Origin of the sequence: Allobosea sp. 47.2.35 (genome assembly GCF_024655635.1) — a bacterium.
GTDB lineage: Bacteria > Pseudomonadota > Alphaproteobacteria > Rhizobiales > Beijerinckiaceae > Allobosea.
Window position 1 is genome coordinate 60,442 of record NZ_JANLGI010000008.1, and the last position, 26,108, is coordinate 86,549.

Sequence of the window (26,108 nt, forward strand, 5' to 3'; positions counted from 1 at the left end):
TCAGGCTCCGGACTTGGGACGGTCGAGGCGGGCGCGGCGCTGGAGCCACCAGCCGAAGGCCTGCGGCCAGGCGTTCCAGCCCGTCTCGCCGGCAAGCGCCACCGTCGCCTTGGCCGCCCAGTTGGGGTCGAACAGCATCTCGCGACCGAGCGCGATCAGGTCCGCCGCCCCCTCCTGCAGGATGGCCTCCGCCTGGGCGGGGTCGCGGATCAGGCCGACGGCCATGGTCGCGATGTCCGCCTCTTTGCGCACGCCCTCCGAGAACGGCACCTGGAAGCCGGGCGCGCGTGCCGGCAGGCCGTATTCGCGTGGCACCCGCATGCCGCCGGTCGAGCAGTCGACGAGGTCGATGCCGACACCCTTCAGCGCCCTGGCGAAGGCGATCGTGTCCGCGAGGCCCCAGCCATAATCGACGCCGTCGATCGCCGAGACCCGGACGAACATCGGCCTGTCGCTCGGCCAGGCCTGCCGCAGGGCCTGGGCGAGCCTCAGTGGGAAGCGCATGCGGTTTTCGAGCGAGCCGCCATATTGGTCGTTTCGCTTGTTGCCGAGCGGGGAGAGGAAGCCGTGCAGCAGATAGCCATGGGCGCAATGCAGCTCGATCACGTCGAAGCCGGCGGCCTCCGCCCGCTGCGCGGCCGCGCAATAGTCTCCGATCAGGGCTCCCATGCCGGCCTCGTCGAGGGCGGCCGGCGTCTCGTAGCCGGCATCGAAGGCCTCGTCCGACGCTGCGACCAGCGGCCAAGCATCTTCGCCCCGTGCCGCGAGGTCGGTCGCGCCGAGCGGCCCGTAGCCGTGCCAGGGCCGCTGGCTCGCGCCCTTCGCGCCGCTATGGCCGAGCTGGATGCCGGCGGCCGCGCCGTAGGAGTGGAGGAAATCGGTCAGGCGCCGGAAGGGGGCGATCTGCTCGTCGCGCCAAAGGCCGAGGCAGCCGGGCGTGATCTTGCCCTGCTCGGTGACGGCCGTCGCCTCGGTCATCACCAGCCCGGCGCCGCCGAGCGCGAAGCGGCCGAGATGCACGAGATGGAAGTCGCTCGGCATCCCGCCATCGGCGCTGTAGGTCGCCATCGGCGAGACGACGATGCGGTTCCTGAGCTCCAGCCCGCGCAGGGCGAGCGGTCGCAGCAGCAGCGGCAGGGCGGGCGCCGCGTCGCTTGCGGTCGTGACGGCCTGCATCAATAGGACCTCGGCAGGCCGAGATCGTGCTGGGCGACGTAGTTCAGGATCATCTCCTCGGAGACGGGCGCGACCCTGAATAGGCGCGCATCGCGCCACAGCCGCTCGACATGGTACTCCTTGGCGTAGCCCATGCCGCCGAGCGTCTGGATCGCGCGGTCGGTGGCGAGGCCAGCGGCCTGGCCGGCCATGTACTTCGCCATGTTGGCCTCGGTGCCGTAGGGCTTGCCCTGGTCGTAGTAGGTCGCGGCCTTGTGGTTCATCAGCCGCGCGCATTCGAGCTGGATCTGCGCCTCGGCCAGCGGGAACTGGATGCCCTGATAGGAGCCGATCGGGGCGTTGTTGAAGACCTTGCGCTCGCGGGCGTAATCGGCGGCGAGCTTGATCGAGAGCTCCGCCGTCGCGACCAGGCCTGCGGTGGTGACAATGCGCTCGGTGTTGAGCACGTCGAGCAGCTGGCGGAAGCCGCCGTCGAGCGTGCCTACCAGCTCATGCGGCTCGACCCGCACATTATCGAGAAAAACCGAGCTGGAGGGCAGGGTGTTGGTGCCGACCTTGTCGATCGCCTGATGGGTCAACCCCGCGCGCTCGACATCGATCAGGAAGAGGCTGATGCCGTCGGTCTTGCGGCTGACCTCCTCCAGCTTCTTAGTGCGGGCGACGATGAGGATCTTGGTGGCCTGCGGCACGGCCGTGATCCAGATCTTCTGGCCGCTGATCCGCCAGCCGTCGCCATCGGCCTTCGCGAAGGTCTTGATGGCGAGCGAGTTGGTGCCCGCATCCGGCTCGGTCAGAGCCATCGCGAACATCGCCTTGCCGGCGACGAGCGCCGGCAGCAATTCGCGCTTCATCGCCTCGGTGCCGAAATTGCTGATCGTGACGCCGCCGAACACCGGGTTGCACATGAACATCTGGCTGAGCGTCGAGCCGCCGCCGGCCGCGCAGAGCGCCTCGATCGCCATGGCGACCTCGGTCATGCCGAGGCCGGCCCCGCCATATTCCTCGGGGATCGCGATGCCGCAGAGGCCGGCGTCGCAGATCTCCTGCCAGATCGCCGAGGGAAAGGCCTTCTCGGCGTCGAGCTCGCGCCAGTAGTCGAGGCCGAACTTCTCGCCGACCCGTCGCGCGGTCTCGATGAGCATGGTCTGCTCGTCGCTGCGGTCGAAATTCATGTCTGGCTCCCTTGGGGCGCCGGCTGGCGCAGCAGCGGCAATGAGTGTTCGAGCGTCGTCACGACGAGGTCGAGGAAACGGGCGGCGCGCACGCCGTCGATGACGCGGTGGTCGCAGGACAGGACGAGGCCGAGCTCCTGCCGAAGCGTCGGCTGGCCTTGCGCATCCGGCCGGAAGACGGGCTTCACCGCCGCCACGCCGAGGATCGCGGATTGCCCGGGATTGATGATCGAAACGAGGTGTGAGGCGCCATACATGCCGACATTGGAGACGCTGATCGCGCCGCCCTCGCAATCGGCCGCGCTCAGCCGGCCTTCGCGCGCCCTGGCCACGAGTCCGGCGCAGGAGGAGGCGACGGCGTCGAGATGCTGGACCCCTGCATCGCGTAGCACCGGCACCATCAGCCCACGCGGACTGTCCACCGCCATGCCGACATCGCTGCCCGCGAGCGTGACGATGTCGCCCTCGTCCCAGACCGCGTTGATCTCGGGCTGGGCCAGGAGCGCGCGTCCCACCGCCGTCATGATGAAATGCGTGATGCTGAGGCGCTGCGGCATGCCGGCCGCGTTCAGCTCCTCCCGCATGGCCAGCAGGGCGGTGATGTCGGCCTCCGCCATCACGTAGAAGTGCGGGATCGTCTGCTTCGCCTGCGAGAGCCGTCGCGCCACAACCTGCTCGACCGCAGTCGCCGGGCGGCGCTGGCTGTCGGCCTTGCGGGCGGCGGCGCCTGCGGCATGGCTTGCGGCCGGGGCGGCGGCGAGCGCAGCCTCGACATCCTTCAGCTTGATGCGGCCATGCGGCCCCGAGCCGGCAACGCGATCGAGCGCGACGCCATTCTGGCGGGCAACGCGCCGGGCGAGCGGGGTGGCGACGATGCGCGCGCTGCTGCCGCCGGACGGGCGTGCCTCGACCGTGGGGGCAGCCATGGGCGCCGGCTGCGGCCTGGCCTCGCCAGCCGCGACGGGCGCTGGTGCGGGGCCGCTGCCAGAGGCGGCAGCCGTGCCATCCGCCCAGGTGGCGAGCGTGGCGCCGACCGGCACGGTCTCACCCTCGGGGACCAGGATGGCGTCGATCTGGCCGGCGCGCTCCGCCTCGATCTCGGTCGCGATCTTCTCGGTCTCGATGACGAAGAGCACATCGCCGGTCGCGACCGTGTCGCCTGGTCCGACCCGCCAGGAGGCGAGCAGGCCCTCGGTCATGGTCAGACCGAGCTTGGGCATGACGATCGCGGCAGAGGCGCTCATCTCAGGCGCCCTTGAACTGCGCGGAGCGCTTCTGGAGGAAGGCCTGGCAGCCTTCGTGAGCGTCCTGCGTATCGAGCACGAGGCCGATCATCGCCTGCTCGTGACGCAGCGAGGAAGGCAGCGGCATGTCGAGGCCGTCGCTCATCGTGCGCTTGAGCAGTTTCAGCACCAGAGGCGACTTGGCAGCGATGGTCTCTGCCAGCGCGAGCGCCTGCGGCAGCACCTCGGCGTCGGGCACGACGCGGTTGATCAGGCCGAGCTTCTCGGCCTCCGTGGCATCAATGCGGGAGCCGGTGAACATCAGCTCCTTGGCCTTGCAGAGCGGGATCTGGCGGATCAGCCGCTGCGAGCCGCCGGCGCCCGGGAAGAGGCCGAGATTGATCTCCGGCAGGCCGAGCTTGGCGGAGACCGCGGCGATACGGATGTCGATGCAGAGCAGAAGCTCCGTGCCGCCGCCCAGCGCCCAGCCGTTCACGGCCGCGATGGTCGGCTTGTCCAGCGTCTCGATCCGGCGAAAGACGCTGTGCAGACGCTCGCCCAGTTCCAAGTAGTGCGGCAGCCCCTGGCGGCTGTCGAGATCGGCGATGTCTCCGCCGGCGACGAAGGCGCGTTCGCCCGCGCCGGTGAAGACGATGACCCGGACCTGATCGTCCGCCGCGGCGCGCACCACGGCTTGGTCGAGCGCGGCCAGCGTCGCCATGTCGAGGGCGTTCAGCGTCGAGGGACGATTGATCGTGATCAGCGACACCGCATCGCGGCGTTCGTAGAGGATGCTGTCCGACATTTCGGGCGTTCCAGACATGACGAGTTCCTTCAGGCGAGCGTGCGGCGCACGGCTGCGGCGACGCGCTCCGGAGAGGGGAGGTAGGCTGTCTCCAGCCCCTTGGAGAACGGCACCGGCATGAACGGCGCAGCGACGCGCAGGATCGGCCCGTCGAGCTCGTCGAAGCCGATATCGGCCATGCGGGCGACGATCTCGGCGCCGACGCCGAAGGCCTCGACCGCCTCATGCACGACGACGAGCCGGTGGGTGCGCGATAGCGACGCCAGCACGGTCGCCTCGTCCCAGGGCTGGATGCTGCGCAAGTCGACAATTTCGGCCTCGATGCCTTCCTCGGCGAGCTGCTTGGCTGCGCTCAGTGCGGTGTGGACCGCGGCGCCATAGGCGACGATCGTGGCGTCGCGGCCTTCGCGCAGGATAGCGGCTCGGCCGAGCGGCAGAACGGCTGCATCGTCCGGCACCTCGCCCTTCATCGCATAGAGCGCCTTGTGCTCGATGAAGACGACCGGGTCCGGATCGGCGATGGCCGCGCGCAGCAGACCATAGGCGCTGGCCGGGTCCGACGGGCAGACCACCTTGAGTCCCGGCACATGGGCGAACCAGGCTTCTAGGCATTGCGAATGCTGCGGGCCGGCGCCGAGGCCGCCGCCATGGGGCGTGCGCAGCACCATCGGCACCGAGCGCTGGCCGCCGAACATGAAGCGGGCCTTGGCGGCCTGGTTCACCAGCGCGTCCATTACCAGCGTGGTGAAGTCCATGAACATGATCTCGGCGACCGGCCGTAAGCCGCTCAGCGCGGCGCCGACCGCGGCGCCGGCCAGCGCCGCCTCGGAGATCGGCGTATCGAGCACCCGGTCCGCACCGAAGCGGTCGCGCAGGCCGCGGCTCGCGCCGAAGGAGCCGCCGGCCTCGCCAACATCCTCGCCGAGCAGGATCACGCTCGGATCGGCCGCCATCGCATCGGCCAGCGCCTGGTTGATCGCGCGCAGATAACGCATCTCGGCCATCAGGCACTCTCCTGCATGGCGACGGCGCCGGTGTAGACATCGGCCTGCGCCGCCTCGAAGCTCGGCATCGGCGCCGCGCGGGCCGCTTCGACCGCCGCCTCGATCCGGGCTGCAATCTCGTCGGCGATGTCGGTAAGCGCGCTCTCGCCGACACCCAGCGCCTTGAGTTGCCCCGCTGCGACCTCGAGCGGGTCGCGCGCGCTCAGCCCAGCGAGCTCGTCCGGGTCGCGGTATTTCTGGGCATCGCCCTCGAAATGCCCGCGCACGCGCGTCGTCATGCATTCCAGCACGCGCGGGCCGTCCCGGCGAACCTCGGCGACGATTCGCGCCGCATGTTCTGCGACCACGGCGACGTCGTTGCCGTCGATCACGACATGCGGGATGCGATAGGCGGCGGCGAGGTCCTTCAGGTTGAAGGCGAGCTGCTTCGAGGTCGGCAGGAACTCGCCCCAGCCATTGTTCTCGCAGACGAAGAGCAGCGGCAGCTTCCACAGCGCCGCCATGTTCAGGCATTCATGCATCAGCCCCTCGGCCAGCGCGCCGTCGCCGAAGAAGGCGACGGCAATCGCCCCGTTCTTCTGCGTCTTGTGCGCGAGCGCGCTGCCGAGTGCGATCGATGCGCCCGCGCCGACGATGCCGTTGGCGCCGAGCATGCCGACCGACATGTCGGCGACATGCATCGAGCCGCCGCGACCACGGCAGAGCCCGGTCTCGCGCGCCAGCAATTCGGCGAAGAAGCCGTCGAGCGAAAGTCCCTTGGCGATGGCGTGGCCATGGCCGCGATGCGTGGAGGCGATGGTGTCCTCGGGCGTCAGCGTGGACATGACGCCGGCCGAAACCGCCTCTTGCCCGATGCTGAGATGGATGAAGCCGGGCACTTCGCCATCGGCGAACATCTTGCTCAGCCGCTCCTCGCTGCGGCGGATGAGCACGAGCGAGCGGTAGAGCGCGAGCAGCTCGGCTGCCGCATTATGGCCCGTGCCGGCCTCTCCGCGCGCTGTCCTCGGTGTTGCTTGCTCACTCATGACGCTCTCGATCCCGATGCGGCAGCATTAGCATGATATGATTTATGAGTCATGATTCATTTTATTCGAGGCGGAATACGGCCGTGCACTGCTTCGCCTGATCCGGAAAAGCCGTCAGGCGGCGGCGCGTCTCGGTTCGATGGCCGTGAACAGCCCGATGAAATCCTCGATCCGGCCGCCGGGCAGCGCATCGACGGCGCGCTCGATCCGCTCGAACAACTCGCCGGGAAGACCCTGTTCGGCGCCGGTCTGGGTCAGGAGTTCGCGCAAGGTCGCGCGGTCGAAGGCATAGTCGGTCGGCGTCATGCGCTGCTCATGGACGAGTGTGTCGCCCGCAGCGGTGTCCGCCTCGATGACGGCGCTGAGGATCGGCACCTTCGGATCGGTGATCAGCGTCGTCCGCGCGACCAGTCCGTTCACGGTGGCGTCGTCATAGGTCGTCATGTGTCGCGTGCTCGGAACGCCGCGCAGGAGCGTCGTCGCGATGCAGAAGGGGATGCTCATCAGCGTGCCGGAGATCGAGCTGAACGGCCCGGTCGCATCCATACCGGCATAGCCGGTCTCATAGGGGTTCATCCGCACCCGGACGGCCTTGATCTCTCTACCGTTAAGTGTCTCGCGAAGCGCCAGCGCGCCGGTCACCGGCGTCTGGTTGAAGGCGCAGACCGGGTAGGGCTTGAAGGTCACGCGCAGGATCGACCAGTCCCGGCCGAGGCGGGAGGCGAGGTCGGCCGGGATCTCTGCGCCGGCGAAGCAACGGACGAAGCCGGCGCGCCCCTCGAAGGCATGCGGCGCCGAGACCGAGCCGGCCGCGGCGAGTTCGGCCGCGATCAGCCCGTTACGGGCGACGACGCCGACCTGATAGCGCCACTCATCCGTGCCGTCGGCGAAGGATTGCAGGACACCGCCCGTGAAGGACACCGCATTGGCCAGTGCAGCGGCGAGCTTGTCCTCGTCCAGCTCTATCAGCTTTCCGGCCGCTGCTGCGGCCGCGATGCAGCCATAGGTCGCCGAGGAGCGGAAGCCGGCGGGCGTGGTGCGGCCGGCGAAGGCGTTCTCGAACAGCCCGCCGGCCTCGTAGCCGGCGACGAGGGCCGGGATCAGCCGCGACAGCGGGTAGCCGCGCGCCTCGGTCATGGCGAGCAGCATCGGGATCAGGATGGTGCCGAAATGGGCGGCGCCGCAGGTGTCCTCCTGGGCGCGGCCGTGGAACAGCGCGCTGTTGGCGAGACAGGCCGCGCCGATCGTGCTGCGCCGGCCGTCGCCGAACAGGGTCGCGCCCGTCGCAACCTCGCCGTCGAGTGCGATCGCGGCCTTGCGCGCGACCGGCGCATAGGGCGTGTCGAAGCCGTTGACGGCCATGCCCAGAGCGTTGACGAGGCAGGCGCGCGCCTTGTCGGCGACCTCGGCGGGAAGCGTCGTCGCCTCCAGCCCGGCGATGAAGCGGGCAATGTCTTGCGTCAGTGTCGGCATGCGTGTCTCCCTCGAAGATCAGAGCGCGAGGTAGCGCTGGCGGACGTCGTCATTGGCCTTCAGTTCCGCGATCGAGCCGCGGAAGACGATCTGGCCCTTGTCGATCACGGTCGCATCGCTGGCGAGGCCGAGGCAGAAATGCATGTTCTGCTCGGCGATCAGGATGGTGACGCCGGTCTTGCGCAGGGTGCGGATCAGTTCGCCGATGCGCTGCACGATGATCGGTGCGAGGCCCTCGCTCGGTTCGTCCAGAAGCAGCACCGACGGGTTGCCCATCAGCATGCGCGCGATCGCCAGCATCTGCTGCTCGCCGCCGGAGAGCCTGCCCGCCATGCGCTGGCGCAGCGGCGTCAGCAGCGGGAAGACCTCGTAGATCCGCTCCAGGCTCCATTCGTCGCGCCCGTCCGGGCCGGGCTTGCACGCGATCAGCAGGTTGTCCTCGACGCTGTGCTCGGGGAAGACCTGCCGGTCCTCGGGTACGAAGCCGAGGCCGGCGCGGGCCATCTCATAGGGTTTCTGCCGGGTGCGATCGTTGCCGAACAGCTTGACCGTGCCGCGCTTCGGCGGGGCGAGACCGGCGATGGCCTTCATGGTGGTGCTCTTGCCGGCGCCGTTACGCCCGAGCAGAGCCATGGTCTGGCCTTCCTGGATCGCGAAATCGACCCCGAACAGGATCTGGCTCGCGCCGTAGAACACGTCGACGCCGGCGACTTCGATGACGGTGCGCGCGCTCATGCCGCGGCCTCATGTTCGGTGCCGAGATAGGCCTCGATCACGGCGGGGTTGGTGCGGATTTCCTGGGGCGTGCCCTCGGCGAGGACGCGGCCATAGCTCAGCACGCGGATCGAGGGAGCGATGCGGAAGACGATGTCCATGTCGTGCTCGATGAAGACGACGGTGATCTTCTGGCGCTCCCACAGCTCGCGCACCTTCTCGATCACCCGCCAGCGCTCCTCCGGGCCCATGCCGGCCGTCGGCTCGTCGAGCAGCAGGACCTTCGGCTCCAGGACGAGCGCGAGTGCAATGTCGAGCAGCTTCTGGTCGCCATGCGAGAGGTTGGCGGAGAGGATGTCGCGCTTGGCGGTCAGCCCGACCATCTCGATGCAGTGGGCGGCATGGTCGCGCGTCGAGGGCAGCGGAAAGCGCGCTCCGAGCCTGCCGGACTGGCGGTGATGGGCGCTGACCGCCGCCAGCATCGTCTCCTCGACGGTCAGCGACGGGAAGATGCTGGCAACCTGGAAGGCCCGGCCGATGCCGCGGCGCACGATCTCGCCGATGCTCAGGCCGACGATCGACTGGCCGTCGAGGCGGATATCGCCGCTATCCGGGCGGAAGGCGCCGGAAAGCAGGTTGAAGAAGGTGCTCTTGCCGGCGCCGTTGGGACCGATGATCGCGGTCAGCGAGCCGGTGGCGAAGGTCATGGTGACGTCGTCGGTCGCGCGCACGCCGCCGAAGGACTTCACGAGGTTCGTGATCTCAAGCATGCGGGCCGTTCCCGGGATCGCGGAAGCCGCCATAGGTGTGCCAGGAGGTGCCGGCCATCCAGCCGCAGTCGACGGGCACATCGATGCCCGAGAGCGCCGAGGCTTCCGGCGAGGCGACGAAGCCGACGACGCGGGCGATCTCGTCCGGTTCGACGAGCCGGCCCATCGGCACGCTGCCGACGAGATTGGTGACGTCGCGCTCGCCCTTGTCGATCGCCTCCTGCAAGGCGGCCGTCCGGGTGAAGCCGGGCGAGACCGAGTTGACGCGGACGCCGGCCGGGCCCCATTCGGCGGCGAGGCAGCGCGTGATCGAGATCACCGCCGCCTTGGCCGGAGCATAGGCGTGCAGCGCCATCGAGCGGGAACCGGCGATCGAGGCGATGTTGACGATGCTGCCGCTGCGCCGCGCCAGCATCGCGGCGCCGAAGACGACGCAGCCGAGATAGGTGCCGCGCTGGTCGATATGGACGACATGGTCCCAGACCGACATCGGCAGTTCGGTCGGCCGCAACGGCGGCTGCAGCACGCCGGCGCTGTTGACGACGATCCCGACCGGGCCGATCTCGCTCTCGATGCGGGCCGCGACGGCCTTGAGCCCGGCCTCGTCGCCGACATCGCCGAACAGGGCGTTCCCGCCGATCTCGCTGGCGACGGCCTCGGCCCTCGCCATGTCGCGGTCGAGCACGACGACCTTGTGCCCGCGCCGCGCCAGCTCGCGGCAGCAGGATGCGCCGATGCCGCTGGCCCCGCCGGTGACGACGGCGATGATCGCCTCGCTCATGTCGCAACCCCTTGCATCTTGTCTGCGCCGGCGGCCTTGTCGCCGCCTGCCTGGGCGCGGGTCCGGCGCGCGGCGCGCCAGTCCAGGGCGAAGTCCAGCAATCCCTTCCGGAGGCCGAGCGCGAAGAGCAGGATCACCGCTCCGAGCACCAGCCCGTGATGCTCCGCGACGCGGGTCACGAAGTCGTTCAGCAGGAGCAGCAGCACGGTGCCGACCATCGGGCCGAGGAAGGCGGCGGTGCCGCCGAGCATGACGATGAAGACGGCCTCGCCCGACATCGTCCAGAAGGCGAACTCGGGATAGGCGCCCGAGACGAACAGGCTCATCACGACGCCGCCGAGGCTGGCGAAGACGCCGGCCAGGACGAAGGCGGTAAGGCGGGTGCGGTAGACGTCGACGCCGAGGAAGCCGGCGCGCGTCGGGTTGTCGCGCACCATGCGCAGCGTGTAGCCGAAGGGCGAGGAGACGATGTGGCGCATCGCCAGCAGTCCGACGACGAGCAGGGCGGCGGCGAAGAGATAGAGCTGCTTCTGGTCGGCGAGGTTGATGCCGAGGAAGGAGGGGCGCGGGATGCCGCCGCGCAGGCCCTGGTCGCCGCCTGTGACCGGGGTCCAGGCGATGATCATGCTGTGGACCAGCATCTGGAAGGCGAGCGTGACGAAGGCGAAGTAGATCTCCTTCAGCCGCACGCAGATGGCGCCGACGACGAGCGCGACGATGGCCGCGACCGCCATCGTCAGCAGGATGGCGAGCGGGATCGGCATGCCCGTGCGCTGCATGATGATGCCGAAGCTGTAGGCGCCCATGCCGAAGAACAGGCCGTGGCCGAAGGAGACCATGCCGCCATAGCCCACCAGCAGGTTTAGCGAGGTCGCGAACAGGCCGAGCGCGGCGCAGCGGATGACGAAGTCGATCAGGGCGCTGCTCGTCGTGACGAGCGGCAGGGCGGCGAGGATCAGGAAGGCGGCGAGGCCGAAGAGGCCGTCGCGAAGGGCTTGGCTCTTCATCTCAGGTGGCCTCGCGTCCGAACAGGCCCGACGGCTTGACGATCAGCACGACCGCCATGGCGAGATACATCAGCGCCTCCGTGAAGAGCGGGAAGCCCAGCGCGCCGAAGGTCCGGATCAGGCCGATCAGCACGGCTCCGACCAGCGCGCCGAGGATCGAGCCCATGCCGCCGATGACGGTGACGATGAAGCTCTCGATCAGGATGGAGAAGCCCATGCCCGGCGTCAGCGAGCGCACCGGCGCCGCCAGCCCGCCGGCGAGCCCGGCCAGCAGGCAGCCCAGCGCGAAGACGCCGGTGAAGAGCAGGCCGGTGTTGATGCCGAGCACCGAGACCATCGACGGGTTGTGGGCGGCGGCGCGGATCGTCTTGCCGAAGCGCGTGCGGGCGATGGCGAGCCCCGCGACCACCGCGATGGCGAGCGCAGCCGCGATCAGGAAGAGATAGAAGGGCGGGACGATGCCGCCCATGATGAAGAGCGGCGGCACGCGGAAGGCGTCCGGCATCCCCATCGACTTGAATTCCGGTCCCCAGATGATGCGCACGAGATCGTCGAGAATGAGGACGAGCGCGTAGCAGACCAGGAGCTGCATCAGGACGTTGCCGCCATAGATGCGCTGCATGAAGAAGCGCTCGACCACGACACCGAACAGGCAGGCGCCGATGGCCGCGCCGAGCAGAGCGAGCGTGTAGCTGCCTGTGGCCTGGAACACCGTCATCGCGAGATAGGCGCCGATCATGTAGAAGGCGCCATGCGTGAAGTTCACGATCTTCATCACGCCGAAGATGAGCGTGAGCCCGATCGCGACCAGGAACAGCAGCATTCCGATGATGAAGCCGCTGGTCACCTGCGTCACCATGCAGGAGGTCGAGACCAGGCATTCGGTCAGGGCGTTGAGATCCATCGCGCGCTCATCGACAGAGGGGCGTTCAGGCCGCGCGCTCGCGCGGCCTGTCCGGGAAGTGAGGCGGCGGTCACCATCGCCGCGGCTGAGAGCTCAGGCGAAGCCCTTCGACTTCTTCCAGGCGGTCTCGAGCTCGAAGATGCGCTGCCACGGCACGCTCTTCATCTCGGGCACATAGGGTTCCTTGGGGATCGTCGTGCCCCAGCCGACGGCGTAGCCGACGATCGTCTGGTCCTCGGCGCGCATCGTGACCGTGCCGTCGGCGCCGAAGGGCGACTTGACGGTCAGGCCGCGCAGCGCCTCGGCGATCTTCTTGCCGTCGGCCGAGTTGGCCTTCTTCGCCGCTTCGGCCAGGAAGTTGATGGCGAGCGCGTTCTGCCAGGACCAGTTGGTCGGATACTCGCCATACTTGGCCTTGTAGGCGTCGCCCCAGGCGGCGTTTTCCGGCGTCGACGGGAAGGTCTTGATGTAGCGGTTGCCCGAATGGATGCCGGCCGGCAGGTTCTTCACTGCGGTCAGGGCGGTGTAGTCGGCCATGTTGACGGCGTAGAACTGCATCTGCGTGAACAGCGCATAGATCGCGGCCTGGTCGATGAAGGAGGTCAGGTCGCCGCCCCAGAGGCAGGAATAGAGCGCCTGCGGCTTAGCCTGCAGGATCTTGGTGATCGCCTCGGTGTAGTCGGGCTGGAAGATCTTCGGCCAGGCCTCGCTAATCACCTCGACCTTCGGTGCGAACTGCTTCAAGTACATCACAAACTCGGCCGTGGTGTCGCGCCCGTAGGCGTAGTCCGGCGAGCAAGTCGCCCAGCGCGTCAGGTTCTTCGCATTGGCGATCTCGGCTGCGTAGGTGCCGCCGACGACCGAATCGTGGATGCCTTGGCGGGCGCAGCGAAAGGCGTTCGGCAGCTTCAGCTTCGGATCGGCGCTGAGCGAGGAGGTTTCCGAATTGGTGTGGATGCACAGCACGCCGAGGTCGCGCGCCACCTCGTGCACGGCGAAGGCGCCGGTCGAGGCTTCGGCGTCGATCAGCAATTCGCAGCCGTCGGAGTTGACGAGCTCGCGGGCGACGCGGGCGGCCTCCTGGGGCTGCCCCTTGGTATCGCGCACGACCAGCTCGATCGTCCGGCCGCCGATGCCGCCGGCCGCGTTGACCTTCTCGATTTCCATCTGCGCCGCATTGCGCGAGGAGGTGCCGAGCTGGGCGACGCGCCCGGACAGGATCGTCGGGAAGCCGACCTTGATCGTCTTGGCCTGCGCGCTGGCGACCCACGGCATCGAGACCGTGCCCGCGGCGGCCGCTCCCGCGGCGAGGAATCCGCGCCGATTCATTGAGGTCAACGGCGTCTTGGTCATCATTCTCTCCCTGTGTTTGCCCTCGCCCTTTCCGCTTCTGCGGTGAGCGTGCGTTATTCGCCGGGAGGCATACCCGCGGCCATGTTGCGGTTGATAGTCGTGACGATGGGAGGTGACGTCAAGCGAAAAATGAATTACGAGTCATTGATCAGAAAATGACTGGGCCGACCTTCGCGGCGGGCTGGCGCGAGGGTGGAATCGAGACGGGCGGCTGACGCGAATGATCAATCTTTCAAGCTTCATCGACTTCCATGCCAGCCGCACGCCGGAGCGCACCGCCATCGTCTTCGGCGAGGCCCGGATCAGCTATGCGGCGCTCTCCGGCAGGGTCGCCAGGACCGGTGGCTGGCTGAGGGAACGCGACATCGGAGAAGGCGATGTCGTGGCGGTTCTGATGAAGAACAGCGCCGCTTTCATCGAGATCGCGATCGCGGTCGGGTATATCGGCGCGGTGTTCCTGCCGATCAATTTCCGGCTTTCGGCGGACGAGGTTGGCTACATCGTCGGGAATTCCGAAGCGAAGCTTCTGATCGCGGACGAGGAACTGGCGGCCGGCGCGGCGCTGGCCGGCAACGTCGTGCTGCTCGACGTCGCCGCCCAGTCCGACAGCACGCGGCTCGGCTCCGGAGCGGAGATCGCGGCGCGTGTCGTGCGAAAGCCGGGCGACCTGTTCCGCCTGATGTACACCTCCGGCACCACCGACCGGCCCAAGGGGGTGATGCACAGCTACGAGAACTTCTACTGGAAGTGCAGCGACCATGTCGTCGCGCTCGGGCTGAATGCCGGCAATCGCTTGCTCGTCACCGGCCCGCTCTACCATGTCGGGGCCTTCGATTTGCCGGGCATGGCCGTGCTCTGGGTCGGCGGCATGCTCTGCATCCTGCGCGATTTCTCGGCCGAGGCGGCGCTGGCGGCGATCGCTGGCGAACAGCTCGACAGCGCCTGGCTCGCCCCCGTCATGACCAGCGCCATGCTGGCGGCGGCTCCCGCGAGCGGTCTCGACCTGACCAGCCTGCGCTGGGTCATCGGCGGCGGCGAACGCACGCCGGAAGCGCGCATCCGCTCATTCGGCGAGAGCTTCCCCAAGGCCCGCTATATCGACGCCTATGGCCTGACCGAGACCTGCAGCGGCGACACGCTGATGGAAGCCGGGCGCGAGATCGAGAAGATCGGCTCCGTCGGCCGGGCGCTGGCCCATGTCGAGATCGCGATCCGCAACGAGCAGGGGCGGGAGCTGCCGGCCGGCGAGACCGGCGAGATCTGCCTGCGCGGTCCGAAGATCACCCGCGGATACTGGAAGGATCCGGCCAAGACGCAGGCGGCGTTCTTCGGCGACTGGTTCCGCAGCGGGGACATGGGCTATCTCGACGCCGACGGCTTCCTCTTCCTCACCGACCGGCTGAAGGACATGATCATCTCGGGCGGCGAGAACATCGCATCCTCGGAGGTCGAGCGCGTGATTTTCGAGTTGCCGCAGGTGCGCGAGGTCGCAGTGATCGGTGCGCCCGACGATCGCTGGGGCGAGAAGCCCGTCGCCTTCGTCGTGCTCGAGCCGGGCGCAGAGCTGTCGCTGGAGGAGCTGAGGCGTCATTGCCGGGCAAAGCTTGCGGCCTTCAAGGCGCCGCGCGACATCGTCGTTCGCGAAAGCCTGCCGCGAAACCCGTCCGGAAAGATTCTGAAAAGGCTTCTCCGGGACGAATTCCGGTCCTAAGCCAAGCACTGTCACGACGAGCGAGCCATTGACGCGCATGGTCATCAGCAAAACCAAGACGGCAACCGCCAAGCGTCCGGTCAAACTGACGCGCAGCGAGAAGAACGACGACGTCAAGCGTCGCCTGTTCGAGGCCGCCGCCAAGATGGTCGGCCGCTATGGCTATGCAGAGGCTTCCGTTGCCCGCATCACCGATGCTGCCGGCGTGGCGCAGGGCACGTTCTACAATCATTTCGAGAACCGGCAGGAATTGCTGGACCAGTTGCTGCCGGCCATCGGCCAGCAGATGGTCGCCTTCATCCGCACGCGGATCGAGCAGGCGAGCTCCGAGCTGGAAAAGGAGGTCACGCGCTTCCGCGCCTTCTTCGATTTCCTGAAGGAGACGCCGGAATTCCTCCGCATCCTGAACGAGGCCGAGGTCTACGCTCCGACAGGCTACCAGCACCATCTCGACAACATCTCGACCGCTTATGTCCGGCTGCTCAAGCGTGCGCGGGGGCCGGGGCGGGTCGGCGACTACAGCGACGAGGAACTCGAGGTCATCGTCCATGTGCTGATGGGCGCGCGCGGCTATCTGAGCCGCCGCTACGCCTATGGCGAGGACGGGCCGCAGGCCGTGCCGGACCATGTCTTCTCCGCTTATGAGAAGCTGATCTCCGTCGGGCTGTTCAACAAGGCCGACGCGCTTGGCTGAAGCGCGGGGCGGAGTGGCCTGAGGACCGAAGCGATCGTTCACGACGCTTCCTAGCGAGTCCGCTCTTCGTCGGTAGCTCGGAAATGTGACGGCTCGAGGAACGAGTGCGCGACGATACCGCTGAGACGGCGTTCGCGATGGCCCATGGTCCGGCGCCCATGTGAATGCCCGCGAACTTCAGTCGGGGGAGGCCGGCGCGCAAACGACGGATTGACAAGGACGGCGACATATGTTCGTCTATTCTCAATAAAGAATATAATTCTATAGGGAGAATAAAATGGATCGGCGAACGTTTCTCAGAGCGGCCTCTTCGCTTGTGGTTGTCGGGCTGGCGGGAGCGGCTCCTGCGCAAGAGCCGGATGTCTACCGGATCGGCGCGATCCTTTCGATGAGCGGCGCGACCCCCCACTACGGAACGGTGATGAGCCGCGGCGCCCTGGTTGCCGTCGACGAGATCAACGCAGCCGGCGGCATCGATGGCCGCAAACTCGAACTGGTCATCGAGGACCACAAGAGCGGTAGCACGCAGGCCGCCGTCGCGGGCATGAACCGGCTGATCAACGTCGTGAAAACACCGGCTGTGCTCTCCTCCTTCTCCGGCCCGACGGTCGCAATCGCGCCGATCTCGAAAGAGAAGCAGGTCTTCGTCCTGAATGGTGGCGGCGTCAGTCTGAAGATGATCGGCGTCTCTCCCTACATGTTCCACAATCGCTCGCTGGCGACCGACCTGGCGGCCGCGGCCGTCCGCCGGGCCAAGGATCGCGGCTTCAAGCGGATCGCGCAGATCGCAGGCCGATCCGAATTTGGCGACAGCGTCATCGCCGCCTCTCAAGAGGTCGCGAAAAAGCTCGGCATGGAGGTCGTCGCCACGGAACAATTCGCGGCCGACGCCACCAACATCGACACCCAGGTAGCCAAATTGCGCGCTGCCAAGCCCGATGTCGTTCTCAACTGGCCAACGACGCCCCAGGCCGGCCTCGTGGTCAAGCGCGTACGCGAGATCGGCATGGAACAGCCGATCATCTCGATGGAATGGACCAACGAGGACACCAAACTGGCCGGCGTGGCCTCGTCCAACGGCGTCGAGGTCGCGACCGACTACTTCGCCCCGGCAGCCGACAATCCGATGGGGCAGCGCTTCTACGACGAATACAAGAAGCGCTATGGCGAGGAGCCGGACTTCTATGCCGCGAACTATTACGAAGCGGTCCAGGTTATTGCGACGCTGATCCGCCGGACCAAGGCCAAGGGCGGCGATTTCTGGACCGGCGCGCGATTGACGGAAGCGCTGTGGGAAGATCCGGCCTTCGATAGCGTCTATGGCGGTAAGATGACGTTCCAGAAGAACGGCGTCGCGCTCAAGCGGGTCGCGATCCTCAAGGTCGACGAGGGAGCGCTGAAGCTCGAGCGCTTCCTGCCCGCGCAGGCGGACTAGGCCGACCCTGCTAGGCGCGAACCTCTCCAGACCGGATCACAGGACATGGATCTCATCTTGCAGTTGCTGGCCAATGGCGTCAGCAACGGGAGCCAGTATGCGCTCCTTGGCATCGGCTTCGGCCTCATTTTCGGCACCACCGGCATCGTGCATTTCGCCTATGGGCCGGTCCTGGCGGCCTCGGCCTATGTCATGTGGTGGCTGGCAGCCAGCCTCGGCCTGCCCTTTCCGGTCGCTCTCGTCCTTGGGGTCGCATTCGCTGGCATTGCCGGCGTCGTCGCCTACCTCGTGCTCTACGAACCGCTCCTGGCCCGCGGCAGCCCGTCCTTCGTCGTCCTTGTCGCCTCGCTCGGGCTCTTCATCCTCGTATCGAACATGATGGCGGTCCTGTTCGGCACGGATGCCAAGACCCTCTCCGATATCAGCTACGGCATCTACGTCCTCGGCGACGTCGTCATCACGGGCGTGCAACTCGTCCAGATCGCGGTCTTCGTGATCATCGCCGTGGGCCTTGCGATCTTCCTGCGCACGAGTGCCTGGGGCAACGCGATCCGCGCCGTCACCGACAATGTCGCGATGGCCCGCATCATCGGGATCGACACGCGCAAGGTCGCAATCGTTGTCTTCGCACTCGGCTCGATGATCTCGGCTATCGGCGCGGCGAACATCCTCGTTCGCGACGGAGCCTCGACGCATATCGGCTTCTTTGCCGTTTTCTATGCCTTCATCTCCGTGGTGGTGGGCGGCGTCGGGTCGGTCTGGGGCGCCGCGATCGGCGGGCTGCTGCTCGGGCTCGTCGAAAGCGCCGGCATGTGGAAGCTGCCGACCGAATGGCAGTCGACCATCGCCTTCATGGTTCTGTTCGTCGTGATGCTGTGGCGTCCGACCGGTCTACTGCGGGGGAACTGACGCCGTGGACTATGTCTATCATGTCCTCGTGATGGTCTGTCTCTATGCCATCCTTGCAATCTCCTTCAACGTCGTGATCGGGCTCGCCGGACTGTTCGCCCTGTCCCATGCCGCATTCTACGCGATCGGTGCCTACACGACGGCGATCCTCACCACGCAATACGGCGTGCCGGTGCTGCCCGCTCTGGTCTGCGGTATTGTCCTGACCGGCGTGATCGGCGCCATCGCGGCCTTGCCCGCGCTGCGGATCGGCGGCCACTACCTCGTAGTCGTGACGCTCGCTCTCCAGATCATCGTCATCGACGTGCTGCGCAATGCGCAGGGCCTGACCGGCGGGCCGGACGGAATCAGCGGAATCCCGCGTCTGACCCTGTTCGGCCAGACGCTGTCGACGCCCGGCTCATTCCTGGTGCTCGCCGCCGCCGTCGCCGCCTTCGTCTACCTGATCACGCATATGCTCGCCTTCTCGCCGTTCGGCCGGGCGCTGCGGGCGATGCGGGAGGACGAACTCGCCGCGCAGTCGATCGGCAAGAACGTCGTGGCACTGAAGCTGATCGCCTTCGCTTTCTCCGCCGCCAGCGCTGCGATCGCCGGTTCGCTGCTCGCGCACTACATCACTTTCGTCAGCCCGCAGTCCTTTTCGATCGACGAGACAATCCTGGTGCTGGCGATGATCATCCTCGGCGGGACGGGCAATCTCTTCGGCGCGGCCGCCGGCGCCGCGATCCTGGTGGCGCTGCCCGAGTTGCTCAAGCTGATGGCCCTGCCGGTCGGCACCGCCGACCTGCTGCGCAATGCCTTCTACGGCCTGATGCTGATCCTGATCCTGCGTTTCCGTCCGGAGGGGATCTTTCCGGAGCGCTATCGCTATCGCCTGCCCGAGAGCGCCAAGCGTGCGGCCGGTGTCTTAGAGGTCGACGCCTGGACGCGGCCCGTAAGGGGCGAGGTGACCCTGGCCGGCAACGATCTGCACAAGAATTTCGGGGGAATCGTCGCAGCCAACGGGGTCGATCTCGAGCTGCGCTCGGGCATCGTGACCGGTCTGATCGGCCCGAACGGCGCCGGCAAGACCACAGCATTCAATCTGCTGACCGGCTTCCTGACGCCGACCGCGGGCCGAGTCTCGATGCGCGGCCTGCCGCTCGCCGACCGCCGACCGCATCGGATCGTTCGCTCCAGCATCGCGCGCTCTTTCCAGGACCTCCGCTTATTCAAGCGAATGACCGTGCTGGAGAATGTCCTCACGGCGTTTCCCGATCAGCTCGGCGACCGGCTTTGGAATGTCTTCCTGAGGCCATTCGCCGTGCGAGCGCAGGATCATGCGAACATGGCCCGAGCGCTCGAGGTGCTCGACTTCGTCGGCCTGCGCGATCGCGCCGAGCAAAGCGCCGACAACCTGTCCTATGCGGAAGAGAAGCTGCTGGTAATCGCCCGCCTGCTAGCGACCGACGCAGAAGTGCTGCTTCTCGACGAGCCATTGTCCGGCCTCGATCCGACGACGCTCGACCAGGTGCTGCCGATCGTCAGGCGGCTCGCCGAACAGGGGCGGACGATCTGCCTGATCGAGCACAATCTCGACGTGATCCGCGAGGTCTGCGACGTCACCGCCTATCTCGACGGCGGCAAGGTTCTAGCCTTCGGCAAACCGGAGGAGCTGATGCGCGATCCCAAGCTGGTGGAGCGCTACATCCAATGAGCGCGATCCCTCCCATCCTCGAGATCCAGAAGCTCTCGGCCGGCTACGACAGGCGGCGCGTGGTCCAGGAGCTCGACCTTGCGATCGCCCCCGGCGAGATCCTGCTACTGCTCGGCCACAACGGCGCCGGAAAGACAACGCTGCTCAGCGCCCTGTTCGGTCTGCTCGCTCCATCCGCGGGGCGGGTGCTCTACGACGGCCGCGACATCACGGCGCGCGCTCCGCGCAATAATGTGAAGAACGGCATCGCCTTTGTCCCACAGGGCCATGCGGTGTTCAGGCGGCTGACGGTGCATGAGAACCTGGTGCTCGGCGGCTTCACGGTCACCGACAAAAGCGAGATCGCACGGCGCATCGGCCAGGTCGAGGACCTCTTCCCCATTCTCAGGGAGCGCCGCTCGCAGCTCGCCGGGACGATGTCCGGCGGGCAGCAGCAGATGCTGGCGATCGGGATCGCGCTGATGCTCTCGCCGCGGCTTCTGATCCTGGACGAGCCATCGATCGGCCTGGCGCCGAACCTGGTCAGCGCCGTGATGGACAGTGTGCAGAGGGTCCGTGCCAGCCTTGGCGCAACGATCCTGATCGTCGAGCAGAACATCGAAAAGAGCCTGCCTATCGCCGATCGCGTGATGATCATGCGCACGGGGCGGACCGTCTATTGCGGACCGCCGGACGCACTCACCGACCGTACCGTACTGGTCCAATACCTTTGAGCCCCTGCCCGGGGCGAAAGCGGAGACACCCGATGAAGAAGAAGATGCTGATCGTGGGCGCCCTGGGAGCGGTCGGGCGTTGCGTGCTGGAGCATTTCGAAGCCCGTCCCGATTGGGAGATCGTCGGCATGGCGCGCCGCCAACCCGACTTTCCGACGCGCGCCCAATGGATTCAGGTCGATCTGCGCGACCCGGCCGACTGCAAGGAGAAGCTGGCGGGCCTCAAGGACGTCACCAACATTGCCTATACCGCCGTTTACGAGAAGGCCGACGTCACCCGCGGCTGGTCTGAAATGGATCATGTCGAGGTCAATCTGCAGATGCTGCAGAACCTTGTGACCAATGTGGAGGAGAATTCGCCCGGGCTGCAGCACATCACGCTCCTGCAGGGAACCAAGGCCTATGGCGGCCATCTCGGCCCGTTCCGCCAGCCGGCGCGCGAAAGCGATCGGCGCTACATGCCGCCGAATTTCTACTACAATCAGCAGGACTGGATCGGCGACCGGCAGCAGACCAGATCCTGGACATGGTCGGTCCTGAGGCCCCAGATCGTCTGCGGCATTGCGATCGGCAGCCCGCTCAATATCATCACCGCAATCGGCGTCTTCGCCGCGATCTCGCGCGAATACGGCCTGCCGCTCCGTTTTCCCGGCGGCGTCGAGCGGATTGGCGAGGCTACCGATGCGCGCCTGATCGCAAAGGCGATCGAATGGGCAGCGGAGAGTCCGAACGCCCACAATCAGGTCTTCAATGTCACAAACGGCGACGTCTACGTCTGGCACAATGTCTGGCCCAAGGTCGCGGAACTCTTTGGGATGGAGTACGCGCCGCCGCATCCGTTCTCGCTCGCCCGCGTCATGCCCCAGAACGAGCCGATCTGGGACCGCATCGTCGCCAAGCACGGGCTGCAGCCCTACGGTTACAAGGAAATCGTGCCGTCGTGGCAGTTCGCCGACTTCCTGCTCGGCTACGGCCAGCGTCCCAACCCGCACCATATGAGCACGATCAAGCTCCGCCAGGCCGGCTTCGATGCGTGCATCGACACCGAGGCCATGTTTGTCGAGCTTCTCGGCGAGCTCCAGAAGCGAAAGATTTTGCCCGCATGACCACGCTCGCCGATGCCGCCTGGGTTACGATCGACGATCTGATCCGCTCTCGAGGCCGTGAGAGACCGGACGCCCTTGCCGTCGAGGTGGCAGGACAGGCGCTGACTTATGGCGAGCTGGACGTCCGCTCCGACCGCGTCGCCGCGAACCTCGCGGCGTTCGGCATCGGCAAGGGCGACCGGGTTGCGAGCTTCGCCTACAATGCGATCGAGCAATTGCTCACCTGGTTCGGCTGCATGAAGATCGGTGCCGTCTGGGTTCCTCTGAACGTGGCTCTGACCGGCGGCGACCTGGCTTATTCGGTGGAGGATGCCGGCCCGAAGCTACTGGTCCTCGATAGCGAGACGCGACCGAAAGTAGACGAGCTGGCCGCTCAGCGGGACTGGCAGTTCCGCATCTTCGAAATCGGAGCCACAGGCTCGCAGGGTTTCTCGACCCTACTCGCAGAAGGCCCCCCCGTACCGCAGGTGGCCATCGCTCCGGGCGACCCGGCTGTGATCATCTATACCGGCGGGACGACAGGCATGCCCAAGGGCGTTGAGCTGCCGCATTTCGCCTGGATCGCCGCCGGCTACCGCTACATCGAAGCCTTCGATGTCCGGCCCGGCGATGTGCACTATTCGGTGCTCGCGCTCTTCCATAACGGCGGGCTGATGATCGGCTGCATCGGCCCTCTGGTCGCCGGCATCCCGACCCATATCGAGCGCTGGTTCAGCGTCAGCCGCTTCTGGCCGCGGATCCGCGAAACCGGCGCGACGATCATCGATCCGATCGGCACCATGGTGACGCTGCTCTGCCAGCAGCCGGACGGCCCCGGCGATCGCGACCACGCGGTCCGCGTGTCGCTTGGCGTGCTGAGCCAGGTCCCGGCCGACATCGCCACAGCCTTCCGATCCCGCTTCGGCATCGACGTCGTCAACGTCTATTCGCTGTCGGAGACCGGAGGCGTCCTGATCGTGCATAACAAGGTCGGTTCGCCGAAGCCTGAGGCGAACGGCAAAGGGTGGGGCTGGTGCGAGATCGCCATCCTCGACGAGCACGATCGTCCGAAGCCGCCAGGAGCGACCGGCGAGATCTGTCTTCGCCCCACCAAGCCCTTCACCTTCATGCTCGGCTATTTCAACAAGCCGGAGCGGACCGTCGAATGCTGGCGCAATCTCTGGCTGCATACCGGCGACCTCGGCCATCTCGACGAGGACGGCTATCTCTATTTCACCGGACGCCAGGCGCATTGGTTGCGCACAGGCGGCGAGAATGTCTCCGCCTATGAAATCGAGATGGTGATCAGCCGCTATGAAGGGATCGACGAGGCTGTCGTCGTCGGTGTTCCGGCCGCCCTAGGCGAAGAGGAAGTCAAGCTCTTCGTCAAGCTGAAGCCCGGCAGCAGCGTCGATCCCGCCGAACTCATCCGCTGGGCTTCGAAGGAGCTGGCAGCTTTCAAGGTGCCGCGCTTCGTTGAACAGATCGACGAGTTCCCTCGTTCCGCCGCGAAGCGCGAGGTGGAGCGGCACAAGCTCAAGGCCCTCTCCAACGACAAAGCCTGGGACGCGCACGCCGTCTTCGGCCGGCGCAGGGCCCGCGGCACGGCAGTCTAGAGCGATCAGGCCATGACCATCTCATCAAGTTTGACTTCTATAGCGAATGGTATTCTTCATGGAGAATGACAACGCCTCCGCAGAAGCTGGTTCCTGCCCTCACGAGCGCCATCCGGATCCTTCGCTATCTCAATCGCACGCGCGAGCCTGCGAGCGTTTCGCAGATTGCGCAGGCGCTGGGGATCAATGCGAGCACTTGCTTCAACATCCTGAAGACGCTGGCCTACGAACGCCTCCTCGTCTTCGATTCGGCATCCAAGCGGTACAGTCTGGGCCTGGGGCTGGTCGAACTGGCGCACAGCGTGCTCGACGCCGGCTTCGTGCGACATTTCCATCCGCGTTTGGAGGAGATCGCAAGCCGCTTCGGCGTGACGGCTCTCCTCTGGCAGGACGCCGGCCAGGACCGCTTCGTTCTGGTGGACAAGGCGGAAGTAAACGCCGCGATACGGGTTCATTTGACCATAGGGCAGCGCTTTCCAATCTTGATCGGCGCCTCCGGCCGCTGTGTCGCGGCCTTGAGCGGCATCGGCAAAGAGGAACTGCGCGAGCGCTTCAAGGAGTTGCGCTGGCAGAACGCGCCGGATTTCGAAAGCTATTGGCAGGATGTCCAGACTGCACGCGAAACAGGCTATGCGGTCGATTACGGCAACTTCAATACCGGAATCACCACGGTTTCGGCGGCCGTTCCTGGCCGCAATGGCATCGCTCGGATGGCGATCTCCACCGTCGTCGTGTCGACGCAATTCGACGAGGACAACCTCAAGGCACTGGCTGTGGCGGTGAAGGCGGCGGCGCAGGACCTTGTTGCTATGACCGGTGGCGAGGTGCCAGTCGCCTAGCACCGAGACCGGGAGCGCTCCCAGCTTCAACCGGAGGCGGCCTATGCTGAGCGCCGTCATCACCGGGATCGGGGACACGCCGGTCGGAAAGCTGCCGGGCAGCACGGCGGCTTCCCTCAACACCGATGCCGCCATTGCCGCAATGGCCGACGCAGGCTTGAAGCCAGCGGATATCGACGGCTTCCTTTGCGCCTATTCGGTCACGCATCCGCATCTGATGATGGCGTCCGTCCTGAGCGAACAGCTCGGGCTGCAGCCTAAGGTCTGCTCGGCGATCCATGCCGGCGGCGCGAGTGCGGGCATTCTCGTGATGCAGGCGGCCGCTCTGGTCGCCGCCGGGATCTGCCGCCATGTGCTCATCGCCACCGGCGACAACCGCCTGACGGGCATGAGCCGCGACAGCACGATCAACGCGATTGCCGGCGTCGGCCACCCGGTCTTCGAGCAGCCGTTCGGGCTCATCGTCCCCGCCGCCTATGCGCTGGTCGCCCAGCGCTACATGCACGAATATGGTACGACGCCGGAGGACCTCGCCCATGTCGCCGTGGCGCACCGCAACCACGCGGCCCGCCACCCGGGAGCGCAGATGCGCGTCCCCATCACCGTCGCCGACGTCATCGAATCCCGCCCGATCGCGACACCGCTGCGGCTGCTCGACTGCTGCCTGATCTCGGATGGCGGCGCCGCGCTCGTCGTCAGTGCCCGCGATGCGGCGGGAGATACGCGCCAGCCTGCGATCGACATCCTCGGCATGGGCCAGCATCACACTCATGAGCACATCGTCTCCGCGGCATCGCTTACGGAATTCGGCTGCAAGCAGTCCTCCACCCAGGCCTTCGGCCAGGCTGGGCTGACACCGGCCGATATCGACGTCGCCTGCATCTATGATTCCTTCACGATCACGCTGGTGATCCAGCTCGAATCGATGGGCTTCTTCGAGAAAGGCGAGAGCGGACCGGCCGCTGCCGGCGGCGCCCTTGATCTCGGCGGGAGGCTTCCCTGCAACACGCATGGCGGCCTCCTCTCCTACGCGCATTCAGGCGCGTCGGGCGGGATGTTCCACATCGTCGAAACGGTCCGCCAGCTTCGCGGCCAGGCGCAGGGCCGCCAGGTCGAAGGTGCTGAGATCGGCTTCGTGCACAACGATGGCGGCATCCTGTCGGCCCATTGCTCGCTGATCCTCGGGAGGCAGTGATGACTAGCGACACCTACACGGTCGGCGATCCGCATCGGCCTTATGTCGAGGGGTGCGCGCGCCGCCAACTGGTCTTCAGCCGTTGCACGGCCTGTCGCGAGGCGCAGCTCTGCGGATACAGGACATGCCGATCCTGCGGCAGTCGGGCGCTGCGCGATGAGGTGTCGGGCGGGCGCGGGCACATCGCGAGCTTCACGGTCGTACACAAGGCCGCTTCACCCCGCTTCAAGCCGATCGTGCCCTTCACGCTCGCGCTCGTCGAACTCGACGAGGGATTCCGCGCCATGATGCAGCTCGTGGGCTCGCTGGAGCCGGCGATCGGCGACAGGGTCGCAATCGACTTCGTCGCGGACGAGGCCGACGGAGTCCTGCCTTACGCCGAGCGCATGGAGGAAACGTCATGATCTTCGACGACATTCAACCCGGCGCGAATCTCGGGCGCATGGAACTCAACCTCGACCCGCAGACCGTGGCCGACTGGCGCCGCCTGTTTCCGGCCGGCGCCGAGGACGAGGATATCCGCTTGATTCCGGTCGGCTTCCTCGCGGTCATCGCCATGCGGGCCTATACCCATGCCTGCCCGATCAGGCCGCCGGGCAATATCCATGGCGAACAGAGCTACGAAATCATCAGCCTGCCCGAGATTGGCTCGCGAGTGGTTACCGATGTGCTCTGCACGGACAAAGAGGTCAGGCGCGATAGGCGCTGGGTCACCTTCGGGACAATGACTCGCGCCGCGCTAGGCCATGAACTGCTATTCAACGGAGTGATGAAAGTTGCCTGGTCCAAATGATGTGAGACCGTTCCG

25 protein-coding genes are annotated in these 26,108 nt (G+C 66.6%); 12 read left to right on the forward strand and 13 right to left on the reverse strand.

Features of this window, described 5'->3' with window-relative positions:
- From NUV79_RS12080 to NUV79_RS12140, 13 genes are all read right to left on the reverse strand, one after another.
- Nucleotides 1–1,176 carry an NADH:flavin oxidoreductase/NADH oxidase gene (locus tag NUV79_RS12080; RefSeq protein WP_257733328.1) on the reverse strand — a complete coding sequence of 392 codons (1,176 nt, stop codon included), beginning with the start codon at nt 1,174–1,176 and terminating at the stop codon, nt 1–3.
- Complete coding sequence (locus NUV79_RS12085; RefSeq protein ID WP_257733329.1) at nt 1,176–2,348, reverse strand: acyl-CoA dehydrogenase family protein; 1,173 nt, start codon at nt 2,346–2,348, stop codon at nt 1,176–1,178. Before NUV79_RS12085 ends, NUV79_RS12080 begins: the two co-directional genes overlap by 1 nt.
- Complete coding sequence (locus NUV79_RS12090; protein ID WP_257733330.1) at nt 2,345–3,592, reverse strand: dihydrolipoamide acetyltransferase family protein; 1,248 nt, start codon at nt 3,590–3,592, stop codon at nt 2,345–2,347. Before NUV79_RS12090 ends, NUV79_RS12085 begins: the two co-directional genes overlap by 4 nt.
- Before the next feature lies 1 nt (nt 3,593).
- Complete coding sequence (locus tag NUV79_RS12095; RefSeq protein WP_257733331.1) at nt 3,594–4,376, reverse strand: enoyl-CoA hydratase/isomerase family protein; 783 nt, start codon at nt 4,374–4,376, stop codon at nt 3,594–3,596.
- 29 nt (nt 4,377–4,405) lie between these two features.
- Entirely contained in the window at nt 4,406–5,380 is a 975-nt protein-coding gene (locus tag NUV79_RS12100; protein ID WP_257733332.1) for an alpha-ketoacid dehydrogenase subunit beta, read from the reverse strand.
- Nucleotides 5,380–6,405, reverse strand: coding sequence for a thiamine pyrophosphate-dependent dehydrogenase E1 component subunit alpha (locus NUV79_RS12105; RefSeq protein WP_257733333.1), 1,026 nt, complete (start codon nt 6,403–6,405; stop codon nt 5,380–5,382). The genes NUV79_RS12100 and NUV79_RS12105 overlap by 1 nt, the downstream gene beginning before the upstream one ends.
- A gap of 114 nt (nt 6,406–6,519) precedes the next feature.
- A complete protein-coding gene (locus tag NUV79_RS12110; RefSeq protein WP_257733334.1) occupies nt 6,520–7,878 on the reverse strand; it encodes an MmgE/PrpD family protein in 1,359 nt (452 codons plus the stop codon).
- An 18-nt stretch (nt 7,879–7,896) separates the two neighbouring features.
- Nucleotides 7,897–8,613 carry an ABC transporter ATP-binding protein gene (locus tag NUV79_RS12115; RefSeq protein WP_257733335.1) on the reverse strand — a complete coding sequence of 239 codons (717 nt, stop codon included), beginning with the start codon at nt 8,611–8,613 and terminating at the stop codon, nt 7,897–7,899.
- Nucleotides 8,610–9,362 carry an ABC transporter ATP-binding protein gene (locus NUV79_RS12120; protein ID WP_257733336.1) on the reverse strand — a complete coding sequence of 251 codons (753 nt, stop codon included), beginning with the start codon at nt 9,360–9,362 and terminating at the stop codon, nt 8,610–8,612. Before NUV79_RS12120 ends, NUV79_RS12115 begins: the two co-directional genes overlap by 4 nt.
- On the reverse strand, nt 9,355–10,143 hold the full coding sequence (locus NUV79_RS12125) for an SDR family NAD(P)-dependent oxidoreductase (RefSeq protein WP_257733337.1): 789 nt from the start codon (nt 10,141–10,143) through the stop codon (nt 9,355–9,357). The genes NUV79_RS12120 and NUV79_RS12125 overlap by 8 nt, the downstream gene beginning before the upstream one ends.
- Nucleotides 10,140–11,150 carry a branched-chain amino acid ABC transporter permease gene (locus NUV79_RS12130; protein WP_257733338.1) on the reverse strand — a complete coding sequence of 337 codons (1,011 nt, stop codon included), beginning with the start codon at nt 11,148–11,150 and terminating at the stop codon, nt 10,140–10,142. Before NUV79_RS12130 ends, NUV79_RS12125 begins: the two co-directional genes overlap by 4 nt.
- A gap of 1 nt (nt 11,151) precedes the next feature.
- Nucleotides 11,152–12,054, reverse strand: coding sequence for a branched-chain amino acid ABC transporter permease (locus NUV79_RS12135; protein ID WP_257733339.1), 903 nt, complete (start codon nt 12,052–12,054; stop codon nt 11,152–11,154).
- Nucleotides 12,055–12,147: 93 nt separating this feature from the next.
- Entirely contained in the window at nt 12,148–13,407 is a 1,260-nt protein-coding gene (locus tag NUV79_RS12140) for an ABC transporter substrate-binding protein (protein ID WP_257733340.1), read from the reverse strand.
- Between the two features lie 220 nt (nt 13,408–13,627).
- On the opposite strand from NUV79_RS12140, the gene NUV79_RS12145 reads away from it, so the two are divergent.
- The 12 genes from NUV79_RS12145 (at nt 13,628) to NUV79_RS12200 (ending at nt 26,093) form a co-directional block, all read left to right on the forward strand.
- Complete coding sequence (locus tag NUV79_RS12145) at nt 13,628–15,118, forward strand: AMP-binding protein (protein WP_257733341.1); 1,491 nt, start codon at nt 13,628–13,630, stop codon at nt 15,116–15,118.
- Nucleotides 15,119–15,155: 37 nt separating this feature from the next.
- Nucleotides 15,156–15,812, forward strand: coding sequence for a TetR/AcrR family transcriptional regulator (locus NUV79_RS12150; RefSeq protein ID WP_257733342.1), 657 nt, complete (start codon nt 15,156–15,158; stop codon nt 15,810–15,812).
- 277 nt (nt 15,813–16,089) lie between these two features.
- On the forward strand, nt 16,090–17,247 hold the full coding sequence (locus NUV79_RS12155) for an ABC transporter substrate-binding protein (RefSeq protein WP_257733343.1): 1,158 nt from the start codon (nt 16,090–16,092) through the stop codon (nt 17,245–17,247).
- A gap of 45 nt (nt 17,248–17,292) precedes the next feature.
- Nucleotides 17,293–18,156 carry a branched-chain amino acid ABC transporter permease gene (locus NUV79_RS12160; RefSeq protein WP_257733344.1) on the forward strand — a complete coding sequence of 288 codons (864 nt, stop codon included), beginning with the start codon at nt 17,293–17,295 and terminating at the stop codon, nt 18,154–18,156.
- Nucleotides 18,157–18,160: 4 nt separating this feature from the next.
- Complete coding sequence (locus NUV79_RS12165; RefSeq protein WP_257733345.1) at nt 18,161–19,852, forward strand: branched-chain amino acid ABC transporter ATP-binding protein/permease; 1,692 nt, start codon at nt 18,161–18,163, stop codon at nt 19,850–19,852.
- Nucleotides 19,853–19,911: 59 nt separating this feature from the next.
- On the forward strand, nt 19,912–20,565 hold the full coding sequence (locus NUV79_RS12170; RefSeq protein ID WP_257733346.1) for an ABC transporter ATP-binding protein: 654 nt from the start codon (nt 19,912–19,914) through the stop codon (nt 20,563–20,565).
- 32 nt (nt 20,566–20,597) lie between these two features.
- Nucleotides 20,598–21,671: an SDR family oxidoreductase gene (locus NUV79_RS12175; RefSeq protein WP_257733347.1), complete on the forward strand. Its 1,074-nt coding sequence runs from the start codon at nt 20,598–20,600 to the stop codon at nt 21,669–21,671.
- Nucleotides 21,668–23,266: an AMP-binding protein gene (locus NUV79_RS12180; RefSeq protein ID WP_257733348.1), complete on the forward strand. Its 1,599-nt coding sequence runs from the start codon at nt 21,668–21,670 to the stop codon at nt 23,264–23,266. Before NUV79_RS12175 ends, NUV79_RS12180 begins: the two co-directional genes overlap by 4 nt.
- A gap of 65 nt (nt 23,267–23,331) precedes the next feature.
- Nucleotides 23,332–24,105 (forward strand): IclR family transcriptional regulator, encoded by a 774-nt coding sequence (locus tag NUV79_RS12185; RefSeq protein ID WP_257733349.1) that lies wholly within the window; start codon nt 23,332–23,334, stop codon nt 24,103–24,105.
- Between the two features lie 43 nt (nt 24,106–24,148).
- Entirely contained in the window at nt 24,149–25,300 is a 1,152-nt protein-coding gene (locus NUV79_RS12190; protein WP_257733350.1) for a thiolase family protein, read from the forward strand.
- Nucleotides 25,300–25,704, forward strand: coding sequence for a Zn-ribbon domain-containing OB-fold protein (locus tag NUV79_RS12195; protein WP_257733351.1), 405 nt, complete (start codon nt 25,300–25,302; stop codon nt 25,702–25,704). Before NUV79_RS12190 ends, NUV79_RS12195 begins: the two co-directional genes overlap by 1 nt.
- Nucleotides 25,701–26,093 (forward strand): hypothetical protein, encoded by a 393-nt coding sequence (locus tag NUV79_RS12200; protein WP_257733352.1) that lies wholly within the window; start codon nt 25,701–25,703, stop codon nt 26,091–26,093. The genes NUV79_RS12195 and NUV79_RS12200 overlap by 4 nt, the downstream gene beginning before the upstream one ends.
- Nucleotides 26,094–26,108 lie beyond the last annotated feature (15 nt).